Below are 18,747 nucleotides of genomic sequence, written 5' to 3'. Positions count from 1 at the left end.
TTCTTATGGTATTATCGCTTTAAAGTCATGATTAAATAGATTATTTTTAGGAACTTTTGTGACTCTATAAGTTTGTTATTACGGATTTTAATTTTAATGAACACAAAAACACCTCTCTTCAAATCACATTACTATGATTTGAAGAGAGGTGTTTTTGATATTAATGAATCTGTTTATTTCTTAAATAAATCTGTTTTAAAACCTTGACTCAAAAAAAATAAAACCCACTCGAAAGTGGGGTTAATTTAATATGGCGGAGAACATGAGATTCGAACTCACGGAAGCTTTCACTTCGCCACCTTTCCAAGATGGTGCCTTAAGCCACTCGGCCAATTCTCCAGTGCTTATTTATTATACATAAAAATTTAACAGAAAACAATGTATAATATAGAAAAAGGAGGCAATCTTTGTGCTACTTATCAATCGAATTAAAAACAGTACCCAACTTTCTGATGCAGAACTTAAAATTGCACACTATATTCTAGAAAACCCCCATTCGGTTACGCAATTGACAATTCACGAATTATCCGAAGCAACATTCGCGAGTGCTTCGACGATTACACGCTTTTGTCGTAAAATGAAAACGGATGGCTTTAGTGATTTTAAAGTTAAATTGGCGAGTGAACTTAGCTCCTTCTCAATTACAGACAAACGCATCCGTGATGATGTACCTTTCCAAAAAGACCAATCAACATCAGAAATTGTTCAAACGATCTTATCTTTAAATTACCAATCCATGAATGACACCTATAATCAAATTAACATTGAACAACTTGATCGCATTGCCCATATGATTTATGAAGCCCCGCACATCTACCTTTATGGTTCCGGACAATCTTTAATCTTAGCGCAAGATTTTCAATATAAACTATTTCGTATTGAACTCGATTGTAATCTTGAATCAGCAATGGGGTTCCAATCACTTAAAGCTCATACCCAACCTCGCGATAGCATCGCTGTCATCATTTCCTATTATGGACAAAACGAGAATAATTTAAGTATTGTAAAATCACTCAATGAACGCAACATTCCATATATTCTTATCACCGGCCCTTTAAACAACCCACTGTGCCCAAATGCCGCTGAGGTTGTACATGTATCACCGCAAGAAGAACTTGTCACCAAAATGGCATCATTTTCGTCTCGAACCTCTATGCAGTTAGTACTTGATTTTATTTATGCGCTCATCTTTGCGATCGATTATGAAAAAAACCAAGATATTATTCGCAAACATCCTTGGTACATGAAAAAAGACTCAGATCATGATTGATCTGAGTCTTTTAATTAAAATTGATAAGCGTCAAGATAACACTTTACGCCTTCTTCATCATTAAGACCACATACTGCATCGGCAACTTCCTTTACTGCCGGCGTCGCATTCTCCATTGCAACGCCATGTCCTGCATCCTTAACCATGTGAATATCGTTATTGTTATCACCAAATGTCATAATTTCATCGTTGGATATTTCGTATTTATTCATATAGTACTGTAACCCAACCATTTTATTAACGCGCGGATCCATAAACTCTATTAATTCCTTTTGTGAATAGAACGCAACATAGCGGCTATCGGGATGTTCTTTAACATAACGATCAATTGCTGCAAGAGTATCGGGTTCACCACTAAATATGATTTTAGCATGAGCATCCTGCACTTTAGAACGAACATCAACATACTCCAAATCAATATGCGTTCTTACTTCAATATTATAGAAGTCTTCAAACTGAGTATACAATTTTCCAGGACCCGTAAGTACAGGGTTACCACCCATTGGCATGAAAGTATCTAAGATTTCACGAATCAAATCACCACTTAAAGGATATTGTTCATGCACTTCACCATCAGCAAAATCATAAACGAAGCCACCATTATCACAGATTGCAAAATCTAGCAATGTTGCCATATCAGGAACTCCAAAAAGTGCGGAATCCATGGGTCTACCAGTAGCAACTCCAAATTTCAGTCCTTGTTTTCGGAGTTCAATAATTTTTTCACGCATCGCTGGTGTTAGTTCATGATTATTATCCAAAAGCGTCCCATCCATGTCTGTCGCAATTAACTTAATCATACATTTCCTCTTCTTTCATAAAAAAAAACAGAAGGCAAAGCCTCCTGTCCATTATAGCAACTTATTCTTTATTCTGCGACGTATTTCACGCCCGCTGCCTCTAATTCCGCAATTTTATCTGCAAATTGTGGAAGATAATCTTTATTAGCTACCAACATTTCATTGAGCATGTCAACAGTGTAGTGACCACTTTGAATCATTGGGTTAATCGTAAATGCTTGTACGGCTTTATTATAATTACCCGTTACTGCAGCTTCAATAACCGTTTCTTCCATTGCTTTCATCATCTGCAATTGACCTCTTGCGGATGGTTCAAAAGATCCCCAGTTAAACGGTTCCGCCCCATGTGATGTAATCACACTGGTTACCTCAACAACACAGTCATAAGGTAAATCAGTGATTGTGCCATTATTTTGAGTGCTGACCGTCATTACCGTACGAGCATCATTATGGATAGACGCAATGAGTTGACAAGCAGCATCTGAATAATGTGCGCCCCCACGTTTGGTAAGTTGTTCTGGTTTATAATTTAAATTAGGATCTTTATAAAGTTCAAACAACTCCGCTTCGGTTTGTTGAACTGTTTCAGCACGTGTTTGATGATTTTCCCAATTTTCCATAAACTCTTCTGTCATATCACGCGCGATATAATAATAGCGGTGGTATGAACACGGAATCATCCCTAAATCTTCTAACTGCGCTAAGTTATAAGGGATAGGAGTAATATTCTTTACTTCTTGTTTCTTAGAAAACTCACTCTCGGGATTAAAGAGGCGTTGAATAAGTTCTTGTGTCACTTCTGTACCATCTTTATCCCAAACACGGTGCCAGTGGAAATGATTAATTCCAGCAAATTTTTCAAATAGCACATTGGCATCTTCTGCATAACCCATTGCTTCATGATTTACCTTGGTACATCCGACAGGTATATTGCAAAGACCGATCGTCCGTTTCCATCCGCCCCATTTAATTGCTGCTTCCGTAACAATTCCCGCTGGATTCGTAAAATCAATCAACCATGCATTGGGGCAGAGTTCTTCCATATCTTTGATAATATCAAGGATTACTGGAATTGTGCGAAATGCCTTAAAAATACCACCCGCTCCATTTGTCTCTTGTCCCAGCGAACCGTATTTCCCGGGAATACGTTCATCGCGAGAACGTGCCTCAAGCTGTCCTACTCTGAATTGTGTCGTAACAAAATCAGCATCTTTTAATGCTTCACAACGATCAAGCGTTAATTTAACATTCCAATCCAATCCCGCAGCCTCAACCATGCGTTGTGCCATGGCTCCAACAATTTCCAGTTTCTCTTTCCCCGCCTCAACATCTACAAGCCAAAGTTCCGATATATCCAGTTGATCTGAACGATTAATAAAACCTTCCATTAATTCCGGTGTATAACTGCTTCCCCCACCAATCGTAACGATTTTTATTTTTTTACTCATGATAGCCTCCTGTATAGGTTTATTGTATCGATATTTCCAATCAGTCGCAAACGCTTATACAGAAATTGATTAGAAGTTTCATATAACACTACAATTCCCTTTGAAGTGTGAAATAAAATACCAAGGTCTTATGGTATAATTTATTAAGGAGGCTTTTATGACGAAAATTTTACTTGGAACTTACACAAAATCTGAAAGCGAAGGAATCTATGAAATTGATTTAAATCATGACCAATTAGAAAACCTTACACTTATTGCAAAAGCGGGGAATCCAACCTACCTCGACTTCAATGCATCAACGCAAACACTTTATAGTGTTTATCAAAATGATGAAGGTGCCGGTATTGCGACATGGAAGTATCAAGGCAGTGAAACAAAGCTTCTTGAAACATTTGTTGAAGCAGGACCAGCGCCATGTTACGTTGCCTATGATGAACCAGAAGATCAAATTTATGATGCGAATTATCATAAAGGACGGGTCAATGTTTATAAAAATCACCAAGTTTTTAAAAAAATAGAATACAAAGATGGATCGCACGCTCACTTTGTAAACAAAAAACCGGGTACAGAGTTTGTTTATGTTTGTGACTTAGGTTTAGATACTGTACGCAAATATGAACTAATGAATGAAATTGCAACTTACAAAGCACCATCTGGCTCAGGACCGCGTCACTTAGCCTTTCATCCAGACCTACCAATTCTATATCTTTTCTCGGAACATACCTGTCATGTTACAGTTCTTGAAGATGATGGCTTTGACTTTATTGAACACGGAACATACGATGCATTACCTGATTCCGATGCGATACGTTCGGCAGCTGCAATTCGCATCTCAGCCGATGGGAAAAACCTATACGTTTCAAATCGTGGCCATGATTCAATCAGTGTCTTTAAAATCAGTAGTAATGGTTTAAAACTTGAGTTTATTCAAAATATTTCAAGTTATGGTGCCCACCCACGTGATTTTGCATTGAGTCCTGACAATAAGCATCTCGTTTGCGCAAATCGTGACACTCATAATCTCACGCTTTACGCACGCGATCCTTTTTCTGGAACACTCACGTTACTTCAATCAAACGTCTATGCTCCAGAATGTGTAGCAGTTATCTTTATCCCATAATTATATCTTATAGAAAAGGCATCCACTTCAAACGATGCCTTTTTCAATACAAAAAAATCACGCACTTCAAATACTCATAGAGCATTCGAATGCGTGATTTTTTGGACTCATCTCAATTTGATTTGAATCATGTTTAATAAATTATAAATTAAACAGTTCTTTCGTGTGCAGTTCTCATAAGAACATCAAGTTGTTGTTCTTTTGTAAGTTCTACGAAACGAACAGCATAACCTGATACACGAATTGTTAAGTTAGGGTATTTCAATGGATTAGCCATAGCATCTTCAAGAAGTGCGTTGTCAAATACGTTAACGTTTAAGTGGTAAGCACCTTGTGCGAAGTATCCGTCCATAATTCCACGAAGGTTTACGATACGTTCTTCAGAAGTTTTACCCATTGCAATAGGAGCAATTGTTTGTGTATTTGAGATACCATCTAGTGCACAGTTATAGTCTAATTTAGCTGTTGAGTTCAATGAAGCTAATAAACCATTCTTTTCTGCGCCGTATGATGGGTTAGCACCTGGTGCTAAAGGAACACCTTGTCCACGACCATCAGGTGTATTACCTGTTGCTTTACCATAAACAACGTTTGATGTAATGGTTAATAAGCTTAATGTAGGACGTGAGTTACGGTATGTATGGTGACGTTTGATTTGTCCCATGAAGTATTGTAATGCCCAGTTTGCAAGATCATCTGCACGGTCATCATCATTACCATATTTAGGGAAGTCTCCTTCGACTTCATAATCTACAACTAAACCTTTTTCGTCACGGATAGTCTTAACCTTAGCGTATTTGATTGCTGATAAGGAGTCAGCAACGTGTGAAATACCTGCAATCCCTGTTGCAAAAGTACGTTTAAGATCTGAATCCATTAATGCAAGTTGTGCTTTTTCATAAGCGTATTTATCGTGCATGTAGTGAATTGAGTTTAGTGTATTTACATATAATTCTGCTAACCAGTCCATCATGTCTTGGTAAGCGATTTTAACTTCATCAAAGTTTAAGTATTCTGATGTAATTGGGCGTAAACGTGGTCCAACTTGTGCTTTGGTTACTTCATCAACACCACCGTTGATTGCATAAAGTAAACATTTAATTAAGTTAGCACGTGCTCCGAAGAATTGCATATCTTTACCAACAACAGTTGCTGATACACAGCATGCGATAGCAACATCATCTGAACCCCATTTTTCACGAAGTAATGTATCATTTTCAAATTGAATTGAAGATGTTTCGATTGCTACGCGTGAAGCAAATGTACGGAATCCTTCTGGTAATTCTTTACAGTAAAGAACTGTTAAGTTTGGTTCTGGTGAAGGTCCCATGTTAATAAGTGTATGAAGTAAACGGAAGTCTGTTTTTGTTACTAGTGAACGTCCATCAAATCCCATACCAGCGATTGATAATGTAGCCCAGATTGGGTAACCACTGAATAATGCATTATATTCAGGTGTACGTGCAAATTTAACCATACGTAGTTTCATAACTAAGTGGTCAATAAGTTCTTGAGCTTCTTTTTCATTAATCACGCCATTATCTAAGTCACGTTGGATATAGATATCAAGGAATGCTGAGATACGTCCGATTGACATAGCAGCACCGTTATTTTCTTTGATTGCTGCTAAGTAACCAAAGTATAACCATTGAACTGCTTCCTTAGCATTTTCAGCTGGTTGTGAAATATCATAACCATATGAAGCAGCCATTTCTTTGATTTCAGCTAATGCACGGATTTGGTCACTGATTTCTTCACGTAAACGAATTACGTCGTCAGTCATTGTTTTGTATCCAGCATGTGCTAAGTCATTTTTCTTACCTGCTACAAGACGGTCGATACCGTAAAGAGCGATACGACGGTAATCACCGATAATACGTCCACGTCCGTAAGCATCTGGAAGACCTGTAATGATCTTGTTCTTACGTGCTGCACGCATTTCTGGTGTATAAACATCGAAAACACCTTGGTTATGTGTCTTGCGCCATTTTGTAAAGATGTGTACTAACTCTTCATCTGGTTCATAACCATTGCTTTCAAGAGCTTTAACAGCCATACCAATTCCACCAAATGGAATAAATGCTTGTTTTAGTGGTTCATCAGTTTGAAAACCAACAATTTGTTCTTTTTCCTTGTTCATGTAACCAGGACCGTGTGAACTTACGGTTGATACAATTTTTGTATCCATGTTGTAAACGCCAGCTTTTTCACGTTGTACAGCATTCATTTCCTCAAGTTGTTCCATAAGATCCAACGTATTTTGAGTTGGTCCTTCTAGAAATTCGTCATTGCCAGTATACTCTGTGTAGTTATGTTTAATAAAATCACGAGTATCAATGTTTTCTTTCCAATAGCTTCCTTTGAAGCCTTTCCATTGATTATACATTAAGATACCTCCTTATTCTCGGGTTTGATTCCCAATATCTTATTTGTATTACACGCTTATTATATCAAACTTAGTACAATACGTTTTATTTTTCACATCCTTTTTTTGCTTGTTCATGTATACACTTGTTCTTAATTGCTCAAAAACCAACTAGTTTGAGAATTCACAGACTTTTTTCACAAAATCAAAACTCTCGGTTCAAAATGGAAAATATACACTGTTAAGTGAACTTTGTTCAAAGACAAGTCTTTTCCTTCTCGCGCCAGTTTTCACAAACTATTATTCGCGATGTAACACTATATTGCTCTTTTGGAGTGTGTTTTTTTAGTGTTCTTTGGATTAAATCCGTCTATTTTAATGACAATCGATAATATTCTAACCTTAATATCAATTTTGTTAGTACTTTAAAGGCAAGATTCGGCTATATCGAGCCAAGATTATCATTGCCACAAATATTCTTCCCGTTTTTATTTAAACAGCCCTAACTAAAAAAAAGACGGATCAGAGATCAGTCTTTAAGTGCTTCAATTAATAAAGGAAGGTAGATTGGTAAATCCGGTGGTCGGCGACCTGATACAACATGTCCATCACGCACTGCAGGTTCATCAACCCAATGCGCTCCAGCATACATGAGATCATGCTTAATCCCTGGTGTACTTGTAACCGTCTTTCCTGCCAAAATCCCCGCAGAAGAAAGTACCCAACCAGCATGACATATTTGTCCAATAACTTTTTGATGTGCATCCATGTAGCGCACAAACTCAAGAACTGGTTCCAGGCGTCTCAAATAATCCGGAGCCCATCCACCTGGTATTACGATACCATCATATTGTGTAATATCGACTGTATCAAACGATGCATCACTCACAACACTCAAGCCAAATTTTCCTTGATATGTTAGACCAGCTACCTCTCCTGCAATATCAACACGCGCCCCTGCCTCACGCAATCTGAGGATAGGGTACCACAATTCCAAGTCATCAAAATCATTACTTACGACTGTCAGAATTCGTTTATCTGTTAATTCCATGCAATCACCTCTTAGAATTAGATTACCAATAACACTCAAAAATGTATAGTTATTTGCTTTACGATTGTAGTCCGAGAATGTTCTTGTTAGGATATTCATATATATAAGGAGGAATTTTTATGTTTTATCTCGGTTGTCATCTCTCATTTGCGAAAGGTTATCAAGCAATGGGTGATGAAGCACTCCGTATTGATGCCAATACATTTCAGTTTTTTACACGAAGTCCTCGTGGTGGTAAAGCAAAGCCTTTAAACCTTGAAGATTTGCATAATCTCAATGTCATGATTGAGCAACATGATTTTAAACACATTCTCGCGCATGCCCCCTACACGATGAATCCATGCAGCAACAAAGATTACACACGGGATTATGCTGAAGAATTGATGGTCGATGACTTATCACGGATGAGCCATATTAAAGGAAGCCTTTATAATTTCCATCCTGGAAGTCATGTTGGTCAAGGGGTCGAACCCGCGATTGTAATGATCTCTGATATGTTGAATCGTGTCTTGGATCCCGCCCAAGAAACAATTGTGTTGTTAGAAACCATGGCTGGAAAAGGAACTGAAGTGGGGCGCACGTTTGAAGAAATAGCAGCAATCATTGAAAAAGTAACCGTTAAGGAAAAAATTGGCGTTTGTATGGATACATGTCATATTTATGACGCTGGGTATGATATCGTTAACGATTTAGATGGTGTGATTGATCATTTCGATGCCGTAATTGGATTGGATAAGTTACATGCAATTCACTTAAACGATAGTAAAAACCCTTTTAAATCTCATAAAGACCGCCACGAAAAGATTGGTCAAGGATCGATCGGTCTTGAAACCTTTGAACGCATCATCAACCATCCCAAATTACGTCATCTCCCCTTTTACCTGGAAACACCACAAGAAGACAATGATGGATATAAAACTGAAATTGCGCTCTTACGATCATTACGTAAATAACATCTTAGCCCCCAAATATGACATCTTACCTTTTTTTTGTTTGTTTTGTTTTATAATTTTTTATAATAGGGTAAGGAGGACATTCCGTGAAGCTTAAAGTTATTATTAATCCAGAGATTGAAGATGATATTATTCTCGAATGCCGTGAAATGACACCGCAAATCGAAAAGCTTATTCAGGCCCTCGATACCTTATCCATTAAAGCGATCCATCGCGATAAAGAGATTATGATTGATCTTGCGGATGTCTGTTTTTTTGAAACAGAAGACGAAGCCGTTTATGTTCATACGGCCAAAAATTCTTATCGCACACGCTATCGGCTTTATGAACTTGAGGCATCATTACCGAAATCGTTTATGCGCGCATCAAAGTCAGCGATTGTTAATTTGGATCAAATCGATTCATTTGAACATAATATTACTTCATCGCGTAGCGTTCAATTTTTCGATAGTCATAAGATTATTTATGTATCACGAATGTATTTCCAACAAATCAAACAACGTATGAAGGAGGAAAGTTTGTTATGAAAAAAAAGGATTATTTTTGGGGTTTTGTTTTAGTACTCGTTGCCCTGGGTCTATTTGGAAGTGCTTTTAACCTCTATAATTTCGGCCCAAATGCATTCCAAATCGCATTTACTGTAGCTCTTGTTGCCTTCGCCATTTCAAATATGCCGAAGTTAAACTTTTTTGGGATTGTCTATCCCTTAACGTTAGCCCTTTGGATTAACCGCATTTACTTCAATATCCGTGGTAATGGTTGGTTATTATTTTGGGCAAGTACATTCCTTGCGATTGGCCTTTCGGTTATTTTCAAACGTCGAAAGCACCAAGTGAATTTCAAGAATTATGAATCATTTAAGGAAACACATTCCTCAAACTATGCTACGGATGAAGATGGCAATCATTATGAGTACCACACGGGCGATGGTACGCGTTACCGTGATGATGACCACGCGGACTTTATAAATATCGAAGCTTTGTTTACGGATCGAACCCGCTACATCCGCTCGGATAATTTTACAGGCGGCTATATTGATAATACTTTCGCATCACTTTCAATTTATTTTGATCAAGCACGCTTTAACCCCGCAGGTGCACAACTCGATGTAAACTGCGCATTTGGACAGGTAAAACTATTTTTACCTTATAACATAAACGTGATAAATAATATCGATAATACGCTTGGAAGTGTGAATGATCCACACCGACGTACAGTAGTGGATGGTCCAACCTTGACTTTAAACGGTGACGTTACCCTTGGAGAACTCAAAATTGTATACGTATAATCACTATTTAAGCGGTTTTTAACCGCTTTTCTTTTATTTTCACTCTTTTTTAATTTTTCTTTAATTTGGGTATTGCTTTCTTAGAAATGGCTTGTTATAATCTATTAGCAATACAAAGTGAATACGCGGGCGTGGTGAAATTGGCAGACACACTAGACTTAGGATCTAGCGCTTCGGCATGGAGGTTCGAGTCCTCTCGCCCGCACCAATTAATACATAACAGTCATTACTTCGGTAATGACTTTTTTTTATACTCGAGTGCTCTTATGCATGATTATGCTATAATAAAATTCTAAGGAGATCTGTATGAAACCATCAATCAATGATCAAATCCGCATTTACCAAGACTGTATTACCCGTAATGATTTACACGCGACTTATAAATTTTTACTTGATTTCATGAACCAATTGCAACGAAATTTCAAAAATAACATGGCTTCGTGCTTTACAACACGAAATGTGCTCAATGGTTACTTGGATTATACCTATTTTTACTTCGATAATGACCACTTACGATCACTTAAGTTAAAAATGGGAATTGTACTCAATCATAAAAAAATGAAGTTTGAATTATGGTTAATGGGTTCGACCAAACCGGTTCAACTGCATTTTTGGAATCAATTTAAAGATACCCCGCTGAATCTGGAAGCGGACATGCCACAATGGTATGTTGTTTCAGTAGATTTAGTTAAGACACCAAATTTCGAGGATTTAAGTGACTTATCAGATTATATTATGAAACAAGTTCCCTTGGCTTATGATCAAATTGTAGCCTATTTATGACCTCACACAGACGCTTACATTCGAGTGTTTCTTATTTTCAATGCAATGAGAAGACATTTTAATACATTTGTTTCGTGATGTTCACATTCATAAACTATAATAAACTTATAGAAAGAAGGATTCAACATGAAAAAATTTTTGATATCAGATGATTTTTGGACTTTATTTCCGGATGCCAGTTTCGGTATCGTTCTTGCCCATAATACGGTAAACAAACCCAAATCGCCCGAAGCAGATGAAGCCATTGCTCAATTGCTAGCAGATAGTCATAATATGGCTAAACAATATCTCACTGCAGATGTTCTAAGTCAAAATGACGTAATTGCCGTGTGGCGCGATGCCTATAAGAAATTTAAAACGAAGAAAGGTGCTCGTGTTTCGATTGAAGCGCTTTTAAAGCGTGTATCAAAAGGAAATACAGTCGGATCGATCAATCCTCTCGTTGATATTTATAACGCGGTGTCGTTGATGTATGGCCTTCCTTGTGGCGGTGAAGATATCGATACCTTTGTCGGTTCCCTACGTTTAATTAAAACTGAAGGTGACGACCATTTTATGGCCTTAGGTGATACCGAACCGGATAACACTTTGCCTGGAGAAATCGCATATGTCGATGATGAAGGTGCTGTCTGCCGATGCTGGAATTGGCGCGATGGACAACGAACCATGTTAACTGATGATACGACAAACGCCTTTCTTATTATCGAATGTGTTGACCCTAAACGTCGTGATGACCTTGAAGCAGCAACACAAAAACTCGCAGATCTCGTCAATACGCATCTCGGCGGATCCGTGAATGCTTATGTGCTCGACCAAGATCATCCTTCTCTTGATTTAGAAGAAGCTTGACCCTCACGCCATGTTAGGGTTTATACTCATATTAACAAACGGAGGAAAATGCTATGGCACGTCCACAAACAAAAGAAGCCCTGCTTGAAGCAGCTGAATTAAACTTTAAAAAATTAAAGGATTATATCGAATCCTTGACTGAAGAAGAACGTCATGCGACCTTTATTCTTGAAGATCGTGATCATAATCTTCGAGATGTGTTAGGTCATCTCATTGAATGGCATAAAATGCTCGAAAAATGGTATCAAGTTGGTGTTATTGAAAACGGTATGCCTGATATCCCGGGAAAAGGTTATACATGGAAAACAACCCCGGAGCTTAATTATAAAATATGGGAATCATATCAAGCCACACCACTTGAAACAACACTCGAAGAGATTAACCAAACACACGATCATCTTGTCAGCCACATTTATAATCACACACAAGAAGAACTTTTCGACCGTAAGGTTTACCCTTTCACAAAAAGTACAACCCTTGGTGCTTATTTTATCAGTGCCACTTCTTCACACTATGATTGGGCTTTAAAGAAATTAAGAAAACAATATAAAGCGCTGAAGCGTGGTATAATAGATTAAAAGGAAGTGATACCATGGGTATTGATAATTGGTTTAATTTTCGGCCAAAAGTGGATGTTGATCGGGACCGCGAGCAGTACATGAAACAGGTCTTTCCAAGAGGGGATCAACATAAACAAATGATTCAGGATGTATTAGTACAACTCTTTCCAAAACGTGATCAAAAAGAATTGTTATACCATTACATTGTCTGTAAAGAAATCATCACTAATGATGACTTGGACCCTTTTGACCAAATTAATAAGATCCAAAAAGCATTGCGGCGCGTTCGTCCAAAATTAGATTTTACGGAAACGGAAACCTTAACCAATCTTCTCTATATCGATGCGAATGAGTTTGAATCCTTAGATTCAAAATTACTCTTAAATCGTGTTAAACATAAAGCCATCGTATGATGGCTTTTCTTTTCCACCTATTAATTTGACTTTTTAATACCTTTTATTTGTGGAATTGAACTGACGAACTTGTAACTTTAGATATCCTTATTTATGATGTGTATCGTTATTAAAGGAGATTTATTGTGTCTAATCATTTAAATTTAAATCGCGTCGATGGTGATCTTTATATCGGTAAAGGTGCCGGTAAGGAAATCATGACGTATCTTGATCAAAGTAAACATGCAATTAAAGTTGTATCCCCCTATGTTAATAAAGAATACGTTGAGAAACTATTAGATCGTCATCAAGCAGGTGTTGATACTGGACTTGTGTTCACCTGGGACTATAAACAAGGACAAAGGGTAAACCGTGAATTGGCGCATACGCTTTTCACACAAACAAAGCTTAAAAGTAAAGAAGCTTTACAGAAAAAACGGAAAGGGCGCCTAATTGCATTTGTATGGTGTTTTATTAATATAATTATCTTTGCACATGCAATGTCAATTCGCGGGTCTTTTGGATTTTGGTTAGAAATGATCGTATTTATAGTTCTTGGGATTGCAAACATTAAGTACCTTGATTGCGTTCATAAAACCCCGATCTATACCTACACCTACGAACCTAAAATGCCAATTGCAATCTGGAAAACCAACCGTCATCAAAAGCTCCATACAAAACTTTATGTTATTGATGATGTTGCTTTTGTAGGTTCACTCAATTTCACCAAGAACGGTTTCTATTCAAACTATGAATCATGTATGAGTTTAAAACAAAAAAACGAAGTCAATGATATTCATCAATACATCGATTCATTATTAAACGACAAAGATCATCAACAGTTCTATTTTAATGAAATCGGTAAACAATATTTCGAAGAAATTGCTTATTAAAAAAAGTCCCTAGGGACTTTTTTTAATCAATAATTTTGATGATTTGTGCTGGATTTCCGGCAAGTACGACATTATCGCCGAAACTTTGTGTTACAACAGCTCCTGCGCCGACCACTACATTGTCACCTAAGGTAACACCCGGTAAAATGACACAACTTCCTCCAAGCCATGCATTATTACCTATTGAAACAGATTTTCCGTATTCAAGACCTGCATTTCGTTCAAGAGGATTAAGTGGGTGTGTGGCAGTGTAAATTTGGACATTGGGACCACACATGCAGTCATCACCAAAACGGATTTCACAAACATCAAGCATGATACATTGATGATTCGCAAAGAAGTTTTTCCCAATATGAATATTTACACCATAGTCACAGGCAAATCCTGGACAGATACAAAACGAACCATCAGTACTTCCCAGTATTTCCCGGTAAATTTCCGAACGTTTTTGACCGTGTGGTTCTTGATTTGCTCTAATTATTGTTTCCATGGCTTTAAGACTGAGTTCCATTAAATAGGGATCATCACTGTTATACATGGCACCAGAAACCATTTTTTCATACTCACCCATCAAGATGACTCTCATGAATTGATTTAAGATCTTTATAAATCAATTCCACATCATGGCGGTATGGGTAATGTTTTGTTGCTTTAAAGAAATTATTATAAATTTGTTCAGCCTGCTGCATGTCCTGATCAACAATGCGCGCTTTAAGATATTCATACTTGAGACAGTCTGGATTTCCTTTTAACTTTTTCGCGATATTATTCATCAACGGGGTTGGTTCAATCACTTCCCCTTCCATCATCAGACACGACGCATGATCCAAATCAACCAACACACGTTGGAGCGGAATCATCTCAATCCCTTCAAGGGCTTCATAAGCTTCCAAACGATCACGGTTTAGAGGCAGTGATTCAATATAAATTAATTGTGCTGTGAGGCCAATTACATTATCACAATTCTGTTTTGAGACAGGTTGGATCATCTTGGAATTAATCGCCTCATAGCCTTTCCCTTGCGCCTTCATCCCAACTACGTAAAGCTGCAACCAAAAATACGGAAGTAATTCAGGCCGATTACGCAGTAATGCTGCATTATATCCATCGTTTGGGGTATCTTCCATCACTAAGCCATTGACCAAAATCGAAAAAATTCCCAAAAGTATTAATAACGTTAAAAATATTTGCATATAAGGTCCCGTACTTCCAAATATGAGGATGACTAAGGCAACCAGCGCAAGCACTGCATTCATGATAATACCACCGTAATTATATAATTGCGTTGGAAAAGGTTCATGCATTGACTTTGGTGGACTCATTAAACATTGTCCACCCGTCCCCGGCACTTTGAATCGTTTCAGTTTAAACCCCTTATCCGTCTGAACAAGTGTTAAACTGAAAAAACGGATGAGTATAAAGTGATAACCACTCACAAGTCCAAAAATAAGATGACCTACCTCATGCATGATTATATGGATAAGAAAACTCAGGAGGATAAATCCCATCGAAGCACTAAAAATATGCAATGGACTCATACTATATGTGAACGATAGTTTTTGAGCCATGTGACCACCCGCAAAACCTAAAAAAGCACAAAGAAAAATTAAGATAACTTTAAGTAATTTGTTTTTCATAAGACCCTCGTTTCATGACTATTAGACCATAAAAAAACCACTCATGCAAGAGTGGTTGAAACTAGAATATTCGATTTAATTCGTTTTGAAGTTTAGCTTGTTCGCGAACATATTCGTCAAGTTTTGTTTCGTTTTCTTCATAGTTGTTTTTAAGACCTGCAATTTCTTCTTGTAACGTCTCAGAATCATTCGTGAGCGCTTGGCCCTCGAGACTTGCAATCTTCATTTTTATTTTTTCATTAAGTTGTTCAAGGGCGTCACAACGAACGTCTAGAAGATCAAGTTCTTCTTCGATTTCATTACGTCGTGATTCTTGACGATTGTAATCACGATTTTTTATACGTGCATAGAACTCATCTTGAAGTCCACGGAACGTATCCCAAAGTTTTGGTTCATGTTCACGACCACTGTGTCCCGCTTCTTTCCATTCGTCAAATAATGATTCCATATGTTCACGTGTTGTTGTATCGTTAAATGCTTGCACGAGATCTTGCGCTTTTTGGATAATAGCTTCTTTTTTCTCACGTGCTACATCATGCTCTGCACGAAGTCCATCGAAGAATTCTCTTTGTTTTTGGTAGAAACTTTGGCGATGACCATTGAATTCTTCCCACAAGCGATCTTCATGTTCTCGTCCTGCAAATCCTGCCTCTTTCCATTGCGTCATTAAATCACGCATAGCATCCGAGGTTTCTTTCCATTCAGTAGAATCTTTAATTTTTTGAACTTCTTCAATCAATGCTTCTTTAGCAGATTTTGCGTCTTTACGTAAAGCATTCATTTGGTCGAAATGGGCACTACGTGCATCAAAGAATTCATCATTGATTGCGCGGAATTTTTCCCAAAGTTCTTGATCTACATCTTGACCTGCAAATCCTGCTTCTTTCCATTGTTTTTGTAAATCCTGCAATTTCGCTGCTGTTTTATTCCAATCAGTTGATTTTTTAAGTTGTTCCGCTTGTTCAATCAACTCTTTTTTAATGGTGCGTGCGCTAACAAGTCGTTCTTGACGATGTTCGTATTGATCAAGAGCAGTCTTAAACTTATCTTCTAAATCTTGGTCAATCCCTTCTTCTGAAAGAGACTCCCATTCACGCTTGATAAACTCAATGCGTTCATCATCTCCTGTACTCATTACACTATATACTTCTGAAATTAATTGGTTTTGTCGAGACGTTTCCACAGAAGCAAGACTTTCCCATCCAAAATCATGTCGTGAAAATTCAGGCTCTCTTACTTCCTTTTCTACTACTTCTTCTGTCTCATTAATCTGTTTCTCGTTAATGTCGAACACCTCTTTCTTATAGTACAAATATTTTATCACGGAAAATTATCCCGTTGCGATAAAATACTCTTTTTTTATCTTATAAATCATATCATTTATATGTGTTTTAAACGTGAAAACCATGTGTGCAAACCATTTATTTTTGATTTCTTTCATTATTTTTGATTTCTTTTTCAGTTTCTTTATCATTTGCTTCTGTAAATCTATGAAACAAGATTAATCACTCTGTTTAAAGGCTATTTTTGACTAATCATCGGCCTGAAACAAACCGAAAAAAGCCTCTTTTATATTTGTTTTATGAACTTGATGGGTTCAATCTTTAAAATCTACACGTCTTTTAGTTGTAATGAATCCTGTTTCATTTTATAATCTTACGTATAGTTAATTCTATGCGAGAGGAGAAGTGTATGGTCGATACTGTTAATCTATGGCTCCTAGTCGGAGTTCTTATTATTGTTGTTGGATTTGCATTGAAAATTGATTCAATTGCTGTTGTCTTAGTCGCTGCAGTTGTTACCGCTTTAATTGGTGGTATGAATTTTGGTGAAATATTAGAAACACTTGGATCAAATTTTGTTAAATCCCGTGGCTTAACAATCTTTGTCCTAACGTTACCTGTAGTAGGGGTATGTGAGCGTTATGGACTGAAAGAACAAGCTGTTAAGTTAATTCAAAAAATGAAGGTTCTAACTGCAGGACGTGTTATTTGGGTTTACCAATTAATTCGTCAATGTGCTGCCGCTGGAGCATTGCGTTTAGGAGGGCATCCCCAATTTGTCCGTCCATTAATTCATCCTATGGCTGAAGGTGCTGGAATCCAAGAAAAAGGTTCTGCACTGAGCGTAGCAGAGGAAGAAGAAATTAAAGCAGGTGCCGCAGCTGCTGAAAACTATGGTAACTTCTTTGGGCAAAACCTATTCCCTTATGCAAGTGGTGTTATTCTCATTGTAGAAACACTCGTTGAACAAGGTTATGATGTTACACACCAAGGAATCGCACTCTGGAGCGTTCCTGTATTTGTAATTGCTCTAGTACTTGGAGGCGCTCAAACAGTTCTGTTAGATCGTCGTATTAAGAAAGGGGCTAAATAGTTTATGACAGCTAATTTTTGGGAATTATTCTTAGAAATGTGGTATATGGTTGTAGGATGTATCTTCATCGCTACTGCAATCTCAGCTTACCGTAATATTGAGGATAACCGTAAATATGGTGCCGCTACATTTTGGATTATTTTAGCCGCATTATTTATGGTTGGGAAATACATCCCTAATAAAGTGAATGGTCTTCTTGTCTTAGCACTTGGAGTCTTATCTTTCATGAAAACCGTTAATATTGGAGATATTGAACAAATATCTCAAGAGTTTCGTGATGAACAATCAGATCGAATCGGATTTAAAATCTTTATTCCTTCTGTATTTATCGCAATCGGAGCATTCTTATTCTCCTTTGTGTTGCCTAAAATCGCACCGGGCGTAAGTGCTGGTGTGCTTGGTTATATTGCAATTGGATTGTCCGCTGCATGTGGTTTAGTTGCCACATTTATAATCACAAAAACAAAACCTCGAGGCGTTATGAATGACGCTACACGTTTAATGCGTACAATGGGTTCATTCAGCATCTTGCCTCAATTGCTCTCAGCACTTGGCGTTGTCTTTACAACTGCTGGTGTTGGAAATTTAATTGCAACCTTACTTGGTAGTTTCATCCCTAACGGAAGTATTTTCGCTGGTGTTGTTGCTTACTGTGTGGGTATGGCAATCTTTACGATTATTATGGGAAACGCTTTCGCAGCCTTTACTGTAATCACAATTGGTATCGGAATTCCATTTGTCTTTGCTCAAGGAGCAAACCCACTTATTGCAGGTGCGCTTGCAATGACAGCTGGTTTCTGTGGTACACTTCTAACACCAATGGCAGCGAACTTTAATATTGTTCCAGCTGCATTGTTAGAAACAAAATCACAATATTCTATTATTAAATATCAAGCACCTATGGCTCTTATTATGTTAGTAATCCATATCTTCTTGATGTATTTCTTAGCTTTCTAATTAAT

At 37.5% G+C, this 18,747-nt stretch carries 19 protein-coding genes and 2 tRNA genes; 13 read left to right on the top strand and 8 right to left on the bottom strand.

Annotation, left to right across the window (positions count from 1 at the left end; genetic code table 11):
• Window positions 1-251 precede the first annotated feature (251 nt).
• Window positions 252-339 (bottom strand) — tRNA-Ser (locus B096_RS0107580).
• A gap of 70 nt (window positions 340-409) precedes the next feature.
• Here B096_RS0107580 and B096_RS0107575 point away from each other — a divergent pair.
• On the top strand, window positions 410-1,270 hold the full coding sequence (locus B096_RS0107575; protein WP_018580143.1) for a MurR/RpiR family transcriptional regulator: 861 nt from the start codon (window positions 410-412) through the stop codon (window positions 1,268-1,270).
• A gap of 14 nt (window positions 1,271-1,284) precedes the next feature.
• Here B096_RS0107575 and B096_RS0107570 read toward each other — a convergent pair whose 3' ends face one another.
• Window positions 1,285-2,070: a Cof-type HAD-IIB family hydrolase gene (locus tag B096_RS0107570; RefSeq protein WP_018580142.1), complete on the bottom strand. Its 786-nt coding sequence runs from the start codon at window positions 2,068-2,070 to the stop codon at window positions 1,285-1,287.
• A 68-nt stretch (window positions 2,071-2,138) separates the two neighbouring features.
• Entirely contained in the window at window positions 2,139-3,518 is a 1,380-nt protein-coding gene (locus tag B096_RS0107565) for a 6-phospho-beta-glucosidase (RefSeq protein ID WP_018580141.1), read from the bottom strand.
• A 157-nt stretch (window positions 3,519-3,675) separates the two neighbouring features.
• On the opposite strand from B096_RS0107565, the gene B096_RS0107560 reads away from it, so the two are divergent.
• Window positions 3,676-4,638: a lactonase family protein gene (locus B096_RS0107560; RefSeq protein WP_018580140.1), complete on the top strand. Its 963-nt coding sequence runs from the start codon at window positions 3,676-3,678 to the stop codon at window positions 4,636-4,638.
• Between the two features lie 148 nt (window positions 4,639-4,786).
• Here the strand turns inward: B096_RS0107560 and pflB are convergent, their stop codons facing one another.
• Entirely contained in the window at window positions 4,787-7,024 is a 2,238-nt protein-coding gene (gene pflB / locus B096_RS0107555; RefSeq protein ID WP_018580139.1) for a formate C-acetyltransferase, read from the bottom strand.
• Window positions 7,025-7,532: 508 nt separating this feature from the next.
• Complete coding sequence (locus B096_RS0107550; protein WP_244264587.1) at window positions 7,533-8,153, bottom strand: type 1 glutamine amidotransferase domain-containing protein; 621 nt, start codon at window positions 8,151-8,153, stop codon at window positions 7,533-7,535.
• Between the two features lie 20 nt (window positions 8,154-8,173).
• On the opposite strand from B096_RS0107550, the gene B096_RS0107545 reads away from it, so the two are divergent.
• From B096_RS0107545 to B096_RS0107505, 9 genes are all read left to right on the top strand, one after another.
• The gene (locus B096_RS0107545) at window positions 8,174-9,007 is read left to right on the top strand and encodes a deoxyribonuclease IV (protein ID WP_018580137.1); all 834 of its coding nucleotides are present in this window, start codon (window positions 8,174-8,176) and stop codon (window positions 9,005-9,007) included.
• An 86-nt stretch (window positions 9,008-9,093) separates the two neighbouring features.
• On the top strand, window positions 9,094-9,534 hold the full coding sequence (locus tag B096_RS0107540) for a LytTR family DNA-binding domain-containing protein (RefSeq protein WP_018580136.1): 441 nt from the start codon (window positions 9,094-9,096) through the stop codon (window positions 9,532-9,534).
• Complete coding sequence (locus B096_RS0107535) at window positions 9,531-10,295, top strand: LiaF transmembrane domain-containing protein (RefSeq protein ID WP_018580135.1); 765 nt, start codon at window positions 9,531-9,533, stop codon at window positions 10,293-10,295. Before B096_RS0107540 ends, B096_RS0107535 begins: the two co-directional genes overlap by 4 nt.
• 125 nt (window positions 10,296-10,420) lie before the next feature.
• Window positions 10,421-10,503, top strand: a tRNA-Leu gene (locus tag B096_RS0107530).
• A gap of 98 nt (window positions 10,504-10,601) precedes the next feature.
• Entirely contained in the window at window positions 10,602-11,078 is a 477-nt protein-coding gene (locus B096_RS0107525) for a DUF7000 family protein (protein WP_018580134.1), read from the top strand.
• Between the two features lie 126 nt (window positions 11,079-11,204).
• A complete protein-coding gene (locus tag B096_RS0107520; protein ID WP_018580133.1) occupies window positions 11,205-11,927 on the top strand; it encodes a B3/B4 domain-containing protein in 723 nt (240 codons plus the stop codon).
• Between the two features lie 53 nt (window positions 11,928-11,980).
• Window positions 11,981-12,505, top strand: a complete 525-nt coding sequence (locus B096_RS0107515; protein WP_018580132.1) for a ClbS/DfsB family four-helix bundle protein — start codon at window positions 11,981-11,983, stop codon at window positions 12,503-12,505.
• Window positions 12,506-12,519: 14 nt separating this feature from the next.
• Window positions 12,520-12,900 carry a hypothetical protein gene (locus B096_RS0107510; protein WP_018580131.1) on the top strand — a complete coding sequence of 127 codons (381 nt, stop codon included), beginning with the start codon at window positions 12,520-12,522 and terminating at the stop codon, window positions 12,898-12,900.
• Window positions 12,901-13,025: 125 nt separating this feature from the next.
• Window positions 13,026-13,772: a phospholipase D-like domain-containing protein gene (locus B096_RS0107505; protein WP_018580130.1), complete on the top strand. Its 747-nt coding sequence runs from the start codon at window positions 13,026-13,028 to the stop codon at window positions 13,770-13,772.
• A 22-nt stretch (window positions 13,773-13,794) separates the two neighbouring features.
• Here B096_RS0107505 and B096_RS0107500 read toward each other — a convergent pair whose 3' ends face one another.
• From B096_RS0107500 to B096_RS0107490, 3 genes are all read right to left on the bottom strand, one after another.
• Complete coding sequence (locus B096_RS0107500; RefSeq protein WP_279625048.1) at window positions 13,795-14,358, bottom strand: sugar O-acetyltransferase; 564 nt, start codon at window positions 14,356-14,358, stop codon at window positions 13,795-13,797.
• Window positions 14,336-15,409, bottom strand: a complete 1,074-nt coding sequence (locus B096_RS0107495) for a hypothetical protein (RefSeq protein ID WP_018580128.1) — start codon at window positions 15,407-15,409, stop codon at window positions 14,336-14,338. Before B096_RS0107495 ends, B096_RS0107500 begins: the two co-directional genes overlap by 23 nt.
• 61 nt (window positions 15,410-15,470) lie before the next feature.
• Complete coding sequence (locus B096_RS0107490) at window positions 15,471-16,721, bottom strand: DUF349 domain-containing protein (protein WP_244264586.1); 1,251 nt, start codon at window positions 16,719-16,721, stop codon at window positions 15,471-15,473.
• A gap of 380 nt (window positions 16,722-17,101) precedes the next feature.
• Between B096_RS0107490 and B096_RS0107480 the strand changes: the two genes are divergently transcribed.
• Window positions 17,102-17,785 (top strand): DUF969 domain-containing protein, encoded by a 684-nt coding sequence (locus B096_RS0107480; RefSeq protein WP_018580125.1) that lies wholly within the window; start codon window positions 17,102-17,104, stop codon window positions 17,783-17,785.
• Window positions 17,786-17,788: 3 nt separating this feature from the next.
• On the top strand, window positions 17,789-18,742 hold the full coding sequence (locus B096_RS0107475; RefSeq protein ID WP_018580124.1) for a DUF979 domain-containing protein: 954 nt from the start codon (window positions 17,789-17,791) through the stop codon (window positions 18,740-18,742).
• The last annotated feature ends 5 nt before the right edge of the window (window positions 18,743-18,747 follow it).

Source organism: Erysipelothrix tonsillarum DSM 14972 (genome assembly GCF_000373785.1).
In the GTDB taxonomy this organism is placed as follows: domain Bacteria; phylum Bacillota_I; class Bacilli_A; order Erysipelotrichales; family Erysipelotrichaceae; genus Erysipelothrix; species Erysipelothrix tonsillarum.
This window is presented reverse-complemented; position numbering and strand designations above follow the sequence as displayed.

Coding starts and splice junctions, on each gene's coding strand:
- B096_RS0107570 (WP_018580142.1), bottom strand. CDS start 2,070: ATGATTAAGTTAATTGCGACAGACATGGATGGGACGCTTTTGGATAAT.
- B096_RS0107565 (WP_018580141.1), bottom strand. CDS start 3,518: ATGAGTAAAAAAATAAAAATCGTTACGATTGGTGGGGGAAGCAGTTAT.
- B096_RS0107560 (WP_018580140.1), top strand. CDS start 3,676: ATGACGAAAATTTTACTTGGAACTTACACAAAATCTGAAAGCGAAGGA.
- pflB (WP_018580139.1), bottom strand. CDS start 7,024: ATGTATAATCAATGGAAAGGCTTCAAAGGAAGCTATTGGAAAGAAAAC.
- B096_RS0107550 (WP_244264587.1), bottom strand. CDS start 8,153: ATGAATATCCTAACAAGAACATTCTCGGACTACAATCGTAAAGCAAAT.
- B096_RS0107545 (WP_018580137.1), top strand. CDS start 8,174: ATGTTTTATCTCGGTTGTCATCTCTCATTTGCGAAAGGTTATCAAGCA.
- B096_RS0107535 (WP_018580135.1), top strand. CDS start 9,531: ATGAAAAAAAAGGATTATTTTTGGGGTTTTGTTTTAGTACTCGTTGCC.
- B096_RS0107525 (WP_018580134.1), top strand. CDS start 10,602: ATGAAACCATCAATCAATGATCAAATCCGCATTTACCAAGACTGTATT.
- B096_RS0107520 (WP_018580133.1), top strand. CDS start 11,205: ATGAAAAAATTTTTGATATCAGATGATTTTTGGACTTTATTTCCGGAT.
- B096_RS0107515 (WP_018580132.1), top strand. CDS start 11,981: ATGGCACGTCCACAAACAAAAGAAGCCCTGCTTGAAGCAGCTGAATTA.
- B096_RS0107510 (WP_018580131.1), top strand. CDS start 12,520: ATGGGTATTGATAATTGGTTTAATTTTCGGCCAAAAGTGGATGTTGAT.
- B096_RS0107500 (WP_279625048.1), bottom strand. CDS start 14,358: ATGAGAGTCATCTTGATGGGTGAGTATGAAAAAATGGTTTCTGGTGCC.
- B096_RS0107495 (WP_018580128.1), bottom strand. CDS start 15,409: ATGAAAAACAAATTACTTAAAGTTATCTTAATTTTTCTTTGTGCTTTT.
- B096_RS0107480 (WP_018580125.1), top strand. CDS start 17,102: ATGGTCGATACTGTTAATCTATGGCTCCTAGTCGGAGTTCTTATTATT.
- B096_RS0107475 (WP_018580124.1), top strand. CDS start 17,789: ATGACAGCTAATTTTTGGGAATTATTCTTAGAAATGTGGTATATGGTT.